The sequence below is a fragment of the Vibrio sp. 2130-1 genome (genome assembly GCF_033339515.1).
The window spans coordinates 1-554 of sequence record NZ_JAWOUT010000588.1 but is presented as its reverse complement, the minus strand read 5'-3'; the positions used below and the strand labels follow the sequence as shown (position 1 = coordinate 554).

The 554-nt window shown below is 36.1% G+C and carries 1 pseudogene; it reads left to right on the top strand.

Annotation, left to right across the window (positions count from 1 at the left end):
• A pseudogene (locus tag R7Q09_RS27555) lies at positions 1 to 537 on the top strand (type IV secretion system protein VirD2); the annotation flags it as partial.
• Positions 538 to 554: the final 17 nt, after the last annotated feature.

The window sequence follows — 554 nt, the reverse complement described above, 5'->3', positions numbered from 1 at the left end:
AACGGTATTCTACATGACGCCTGTAAGGACCTGAGTAACTATGAAGAAGAACTAGAAAGAGCGGCTGCGCACGCTCAAGAACAATCAGATAATGCGCTTAGAGTTTACGAAAGTAAGCAAGATCAAGATATGAGGAGTTATCTTGTGATGCTTTCTGTGAATGTTAGATATCGCAGAGAAGTGGAACAATTAATAGATGATATGAAGTGGAACTTGAGAGCACGTAAAAGATTAAAAGGCGCTTCTGATGTCGTGTATGTCGTTGAGATGATTTCTATGCTTAAAGATGTCGAAATGGGTTTTGAAACAGTTATTGAAGCGCTATTTTTGGATACTCTTGATAAAGCATTTAGCTGTATCACTAAGCGAAAAACAATGGAAAATGTATTTGAAAATTTAAGCACAAAACAGATTTCTGAGAGTGACTATAAGACTTTTATTGCTACTGCTCATGTTGATATCTTACACAAGAATGATAAAACACAACGAAGTTCGGTGAACAAACTACTAGAAAGTATCATTAGCCAGGATCACTAAGGTATAAATAATTAGCC